The sequence below is a fragment of the Catenuloplanes japonicus genome, assembly GCF_000717135.1.
In the GTDB taxonomy this organism is placed as follows: domain Bacteria; phylum Actinomycetota; class Actinomycetes; order Mycobacteriales; family Micromonosporaceae; genus Catenuloplanes; species Catenuloplanes japonicus.
On record NZ_JNXY01000025.1, the window covers coordinates 273,706 to 280,138 of the forward strand.

Genomic DNA, 6,433 nt, shown 5'->3' on the forward strand with positions numbered 1-6,433 from the left:
CCCGATCGGGGCACGCGGCATGCCGGGTTTCGCTCCGGACGTTACGTTAGGCATCCGGGTCCGTTTGCGGGCCGGCGACAGGGGAGGTTCCACGGATGCGACGCTCGGTGGCGGCGCTGGCGCTCGGCGCCCTGATGACGGCCGTGCTGGCCGGTTGCGGCATGCCGGAGGGCGTCGACGGAGACCTGACCGACGACTGGGGCGGGCTTCCGGAGCCGAAGCCCTTCGTGCCGGTCGCCGGCGTCTGTTACTCGACGGACTTCGCGCCGGTGGCGTTGCGTGCGGTGTCCACGCCGGTGGACTGCGCGGCGGACCACCGCCTGGAGACCGCGTTCGTCGGCACGTTCACCGGCGAGACCGCGGCCGCGGACAAGCCGCCGGCCCGTGACTCCGGTGGCGCGCAGGCCGCGTTCGCGGAGTGCGACAAGCAGTCCGCGACCTATCTCGGGGCGGACTGGCGGCTGGGCCGGCTAGCGCTCGGGCTCGCGGTCCCGTCCGATCAGGCCTGGGCCGGTGGCGCGCGGTGGTACCGCTGCGACGTGACCGAGCGGTCCAACGTCGAGGAGAACGGCACCACCGTGGTCCGCAAGGGCACGGCCAAGGACGGCCTGAAGGCGGAGGACGCGCCGCTGCGCCTCGGTTGCTACACGATGGACGTGCAGAGCACGCTCGAGATCACCAAGATGGCCGCGATCGACTGCGCCACGGAGCACAACGGTGAGTTCGTCGGCGTCTGGCAGGCGCCGGCCAACACGAAATACCCGCAGGTCACCGACGTGGCGGCGTGGCAGACGTTCTACAACAACTGCCGCCAGCGCATCGCGGACTACGTGAAGGTCCCGAAGGACGACGACCTCGCGGCCCGCAGCGGCGTCGCCCCGGTCCTGGCCAACGAGGCCGACTGGAAGACCGGCGACCGCGGCGCACGCTGCTACATCTGGCTGCAGGACATCAAAATCAACAAGTCGCTGCGGGCGGCCGGCCCGAATGCGCTCCCGGTGACCGACTGACCATTCCGGTGCTTTTACGACTGTGCGCCTATCGGCCTGTATAAGCCGAAATTTCGGGCGTAGTGTGTCGCGGATCGAGGCGCCCCGACGGCAGGCGGGCTAGCGATTAGGCCCACTTTTCGTCGGCGGCGCTCCCCAAGCGCGGGCGCGTCGAGTTGACTGGTGGGATGCGTCCACTCGATCTTCCGGCTCTGCCGACGCGTCTCGCCGCCCCGGCGCCGGGCTGGACGGAGACCACCGACGTCATCGTGGTGGGTTCCGGTATCGCCGGGCTTACCGCCGCGTTGCATCTTCGCGAAGGCGGGCTGCACGTCACCGTGGTCACCAAGGTCAACATAGATGACGGGTCGACCCGGTGGGCGCAGGGCGGCATCGCCGCGGTGCTGGATCCGCTGGACACGCCGGAGGCGCACGCGTACGACACCGAGGTCGCCGGCGTCGGCCTCTGCGACGCGGAAGCGGTCCGGGTGCTGGTGGAGGAGGGCCCGGCCCGGGTCCGCGAGCTGATCCGGATCGGCGCCGAGTTCGACCGCGACGACGAGGGCGCGCTGCTGCTGACCCGCGAGGGCGGCCACCGCGCCAACCGGATCATCCACGCCGGCGGCGACGCGACCGGCGCGGAGGTCCAGCGTGCACTGCACGCCGCGGTCGGCCGTGACCCGTGGATCCGGATGGTCGAGCACGCGCTGGTGCTGGACCTGCTCACCGACGCGAACGGCCGGGCCTGCGGCATCACGCTGCACGTGCTGGGCGAGGGCGCGGAGGACGGCGTCGGCGCGATCCTGGGCCGGGCCGTGGTGCTGGCCACCGGCGGCATGGGCCAGATCTTCGCGTCCACCACGAACCCGTCCGTGTCCACCGGCGACGGCGTGGCGCTCGCGCTGCGGGCCGGCGCCGCGGTCACGGACGTCGAGTTCGTGCAGTTCCACCCCACGTCGTTCGTGAGCGGCGCGGTCAGCTCGGTCCAGCGTCCGCTGATCAGCGAGGCGCTGCGCGGCGAGGGCGCGCACCTGGTCGACGGCGACGGCAAGCGGTTCATGGTCGGCCAGCACGAGCTGGCCGAGCTGGCCCCGCGCGACGTGGTGGCGAAGGGCATCCACCGGGTGCTGCTGGCCGAGGGCTCGGACCACGTCTACCTGGACGCGCGGCACCTCGGGCGCGAGTTCCTGGAGCACCGCTTCCCGACGATCCTGGCGTCCTGCCGCGCGGCCGGTGTGGACCCGGTGACGGACCTGATCCCGGTCGCGCCGGCCGCGCACTACGCCTCCGGCGGCGTCCGGACCGACCTGCACGGCCGCACGAGCATCCCCGGCCTGTACGCGTGCGGCGAGGTCGCCTGCACCGGCGTGCACGGCGCGAACCGGCTGGCCAGCAACTCGCTGCTGGAGGGCCTGGTCTTCTCCCGCCGGATCGCGGACGACATCCGGCGGGACCTCCCGGAGCAGTCCGAGCCGGTGATCCCGGACGCGACGCCGGGCTGGGTGGTGGACGAGAACGCGCGACCCGACCTGCAGCGCGCGATGAGCCGCGGCGCGGGCGTGCTGCGCTCGGCCGGCTCGCTGGTCGGCACCGCCGCCGCGCTCACCGCCACGGCCGGCCGCCGGGGCACGCCGCGCACCGCGAGCTGGGAGGCGACGAACCTGCTGACCGTGGCGACCGCGCTGACCGGCGCGGCCTACGCCCGGCAGGAGACCCGCGGCTGCCACTGGCGGGAGGATTTCGGCGTGGCGGAGGACGCGTGGCGCGGCCACCTGGTCACCGCGATCGCCGAGGACGGTAAGCCTGTGAACAGCTGGGAGCCGAGATCATGAGCGTTTCCGAGGGTACGAAAGCCGCGCTGGACGAGGCGGGCCTGCCGGTCGCGGAGATCGAGCGGATCGTGCGCACCGCACTGGAGGAGGATCTCGGGCCGGAACACCGGGACGTGACCAGTGAGTCCACCATCCCGGCGGATCAGACCGACACGGCCGATCTGGTGGCGCGCGCGGACGGCGTGGTGGCCGGGCTGGCCGTCGCGGCCGCGGTGTTCGAGCTGGCCTCCGGCCGTACCGTCGATGTGGTCCTGACCTCGAAGGACGGCACGCGGGTGCGCCGGGGCGACGTGCTGGCCACCGTGACCGGACCGACCCGGGCGCTGCTGACCGCGGAGCGGACCGCGCTCAACCTGCTCTGCCGGGCGTCCGGCGTGGCGACGCACACGCGCGCCTGGGCGGACGAGCTGGCCGGGACGAAGGCGACCGTGCTGGACACCCGCAAGACCACGCCGGGCCTGCGGGTGCTGGAGAAGTACGCGGTGCGGGCCGGCGGCGGCACGAACAAGCGGATGGGCCTCTACGACGTCGCCATGATCAAGGACAACCACAAGCTGGCGGCCGGCGGGTTGACCGCGGCGTACCGGCGGGTGCGGGAGACGTTCCCGGACGTGGCGGTGCAGGTGGAGGTGACCACGGTCGCGGAGGCGGTCGAGTCGGTCGAGGCCGGCGCGGACTTCCTGCTCTGCGACAACATGACGCCGGAGCTGCTGCGTGAGGTGGTGGCCGCGGTCGGCGACCGGGCCGAGCTGGAGGCGACCGGCGGGCTGACGCTGGCGGTGGCGGCCGAGTACGGCGCGACCGGCGTGGACTACCTCTCGGTCGGCGGGCTGACCCACTCGTCGCCGATCCTGGACATCGCCATGGACCTGCGGCCGGAGAGGAACGCCTGATCGTTAGGCTTCCACCGTGCTGCTCTGCATCGACATCGGAAACACGAACACCGTGCTGGCCACGTTCGACGGGGACCAGCTCCGGCACTCCTGGCGGGTGAAGACCGACGCGCGGTCCACCGCCGACGAGCTGGGGCTGATGTTCCGCGGCCTGCTGGCCGGCGACAACGTGGAGATCACCGGGGTGGCGGCCTGCTCGACCGTGCCGGCCGCGCTCCGCAACCTGCGCACGATGCTGGCGAAGTACTACGACGCGGTTCCGCACGTGGTCGTGGAGCCGGGCGTGCGGACCGGGGTGCAGCTCGCGATCGACAATCCGAAGGAGGTCGGCGCGGACCGCGTGGTCAACACGCTGGCCGCGCACAGCCTGTACGGCGGCCCGTCGATCGTGGTCGACTTCGGCACCACCACGAACTTCGACGTGATCAGCGCGCGGGGCGAGTTCCTGGGCGGCGCGTTCGCGCCCGGCATCGAGATCTCGTTCGACGCGCTCGCGGCCCGTGCGGCGCAGTTGCGGAAGGTGGAGGCCACCAAACCGCGCTCGGTGATCGGAAAGAACACCGTGGAGTGTCTGCAATCCGGTCTCTACTTCGGTTTCGCGGGTCAGGTCGACCGGATCGTGGAACGGATGGTCGAGGAGATCGGTGAGGTCAAGGCCGTGATCGCGACCGGCGGGCTGGCGTCGCTCGTGATCGCGGAGTGCCGCTCGATCACTCACCATGAACCCATGATCACGTTGATCGGCCTTCGCATGGTCTTCGAGCGGAACGCTTAATGCCGCGGAGTTCCAAAGACGCCGCGCGCCCAGTTGATATTCGGCCGCATTCCGTGACGGACAGCAATCCGCTGGACACGCAAGCGGGGTGAATCGGTGGCGGCCTTTATCCTTGCCACGACGCGGGGAACGGTACCCGCCGGGTCGTCCGCATCTCTTCGGAGTAGAGTCCGAAATGCTCCGTTCTTCGGGTCTTGGTGTGACGGGGCGTGACTGCGGACACAACATCCACCTAGCAGGTCGCCAGGTAGCACTTGAGCGCCTCGCGGATTTCCGGTCACGATCCGGCCTCGTATCGAGGGTGAATGCCTTCCAAGCGGGCAGTCGAGAATGTCGCTTCGGTTCCATGGAACCGGCTTGACCAGGTAATCCGTTCGACTTCGGCATTGTGGAAAGCCGCTGGACGGTTCCCCGCACGGCACGCCACAAGACCCTTGCCCATCCTATTGACGGGCGACGCATCTTTTGAGTTATTGTTCAGGTATTGCGGGAGAAACTTGCTCGGAAGGATAACGGCCCGTGGCCAAGCAGATCATTCACAAGCTGGTCGACGACATCGACGGCGGCGACGCGGACGAGACGGTCAAGTTCGCCCTCGACGGTGTGCAGTACGAGATCGACCTCTCGAAGAAGAACGCCGAGAAATTGCGGACGCTTTTCGAGCCGTACCTGGGCGCCGGCACTAAGGTCGGCCGGGGCGGTGTCGTTGTCGGCGGTCGCGCCGCGCGGGGCCGTGGCGGCGCGGCGGCGGACCGGGAGCAGAACAAGGCGATTCGCCTTTGGGCCAAGAACTCGGGCAAGGAGATCTCCGACCGCGGGCGCATCCCGCAGGAGATCGTGGACGAGTTTCACGCGAAGGGCCCCGGGCGCTGACCGTCCCGTAGCGCTTCACTGTCTTACGGTCGAAGGCCCGCGACGCACACCGCGTCGCGGGCCTTCGTGCGTGTATTGCCAGCTCACAGGGTTATCCACAGCCCCCTGTTGATAACCGCAGGGCTTGTGGATAACTCGGCGAGCCTGTGGATTTCGCTCTCCGCGTACTGCCGCCACCCGGGGAACAGCGGTTCTCCGTGGCAGGTTGGTAAATACGTCGCCGACCGCTGTTACTCAGGTACTTCCGGGAACGATGGGGCTGCTTCGAGGAGCGGAGAAGTCGGTCGGCGGCGATAGAGTGATGGCACGGACCCTCCTCGTGTTGGTCCGGACGTGGCGCCGCCACGTTGCTCGACTCACAAGATCGAGTGCGCACGGCACGTGAGGAGCACAAGGGATATGTTCGAGCGATTCACCGACCGAGCGCGTCGGGTTGTCGTCCTGGCTCAGGAAGAAGCCCGGATGCTCAACCACAACTACATCGGCACCGAGCACATCCTGCTGGGTCTCATCCACGAGGGTGAGGGCGTCGCCGCCAAGGCCCTGGAAAGCCTGGGCATCTCGCTCGAAGGCGTGCGCCAGCAGGTTGAGGAGATCATCGGCCAGGGCCAGCAAGCCCCCAGCGGACACATCCCCTTCACCCCCAGGGCCAAGAAGGTCCTGGAGTTGTCCCTGCGCGAGGCGCTGCAGCTCGGCCACAACTACATCGGCACGGAGCACATCCTGCTCGGCCTGATCCGTGAGGGCGAGGGTGTGGCCGCGCAGGTGCTGGTCAAGCTGGGCGCCGACCTCAACCGGGTCCGCCAGCAGGTCATTCAGCTTCTCTCCGGATATCAGGACAAGGGCGCCGCCGCGGCCACCACGGCCACCGGCGAGGCTGCCCCGTCCACCAGCCTGGTGCTCGACCAGTTCGGGCGGAACCTCACCCAGGCCGCCCGCGAGGGCAAGCTCGACCCGGTCATCGGCCGGGACAAGGAGATCGAGCGGGTCATGCAGGTGCTGTCCCGCCGCACCAAGAACAACCCGGTGCTCATCGGTGAGCCCGGCGTGGGCAAGACCGCCGTGGTCGAG

General features: G+C 69.7%; 6 protein-coding genes. All 6 read left to right on the plus strand.

Annotated features, from left to right (window positions below; all coding sequences use genetic code 11):
* The first annotated feature begins 95 nt into the window (after nucleotides 1-95).
* On the plus strand, nucleotides 96-1,010 hold the full coding sequence (locus OP04_RS31810; RefSeq protein ID WP_033343559.1) for a septum formation family protein: 915 nt from the start codon (nucleotides 96-98) through the stop codon (nucleotides 1,008-1,010).
* Between the two features lie 167 nt (nucleotides 1,011-1,177).
* Nucleotides 1,178-2,821, plus strand: a complete 1,644-nt coding sequence (locus OP04_RS31815; RefSeq protein WP_033343560.1) for an L-aspartate oxidase — start codon at nucleotides 1,178-1,180, stop codon at nucleotides 2,819-2,821.
* Nucleotides 2,818-3,714, plus strand: coding sequence for a carboxylating nicotinate-nucleotide diphosphorylase (nadC, locus tag OP04_RS31820; protein WP_033343561.1), 897 nt, complete (start codon nucleotides 2,818-2,820; stop codon nucleotides 3,712-3,714). Before OP04_RS31815 ends, nadC begins: the two co-directional genes overlap by 4 nt.
* Before the next feature lie 16 nt (nucleotides 3,715-3,730).
* Nucleotides 3,731-4,489 (plus strand): type III pantothenate kinase, encoded by a 759-nt coding sequence (locus tag OP04_RS31825; RefSeq protein WP_033343562.1) that lies wholly within the window; start codon nucleotides 3,731-3,733, stop codon nucleotides 4,487-4,489.
* 519 nt (nucleotides 4,490-5,008) lie between these two features.
* Complete coding sequence (locus OP04_RS31830; RefSeq protein WP_033343563.1) at nucleotides 5,009-5,362, plus strand: histone-like nucleoid-structuring protein Lsr2; 354 nt, start codon at nucleotides 5,009-5,011, stop codon at nucleotides 5,360-5,362.
* Between the two features lie 399 nt (nucleotides 5,363-5,761).
* On the plus strand, nucleotides 5,762-6,433 hold a 672-nt coding region (locus OP04_RS50340; protein ID WP_332309690.1), incomplete at its 3' end, for a Clp protease N-terminal domain-containing protein.

Excerpts from the sequence above, each read along its gene's own strand:
- OP04_RS31810 (WP_033343559.1), top strand. The coding sequence starts at position 96 with ATGCGACGCTCGGTGGCGGCGCTGGCGCTCGGCGCCCTGATGACGGCC.
- OP04_RS31815 (WP_033343560.1), top strand. The coding sequence starts at position 1,178 with ATGCGTCCACTCGATCTTCCGGCTCTGCCGACGCGTCTCGCCGCCCCG.
- nadC (WP_033343561.1), top strand. The coding sequence starts at position 2,818 with ATGAGCGTTTCCGAGGGTACGAAAGCCGCGCTGGACGAGGCGGGCCTG.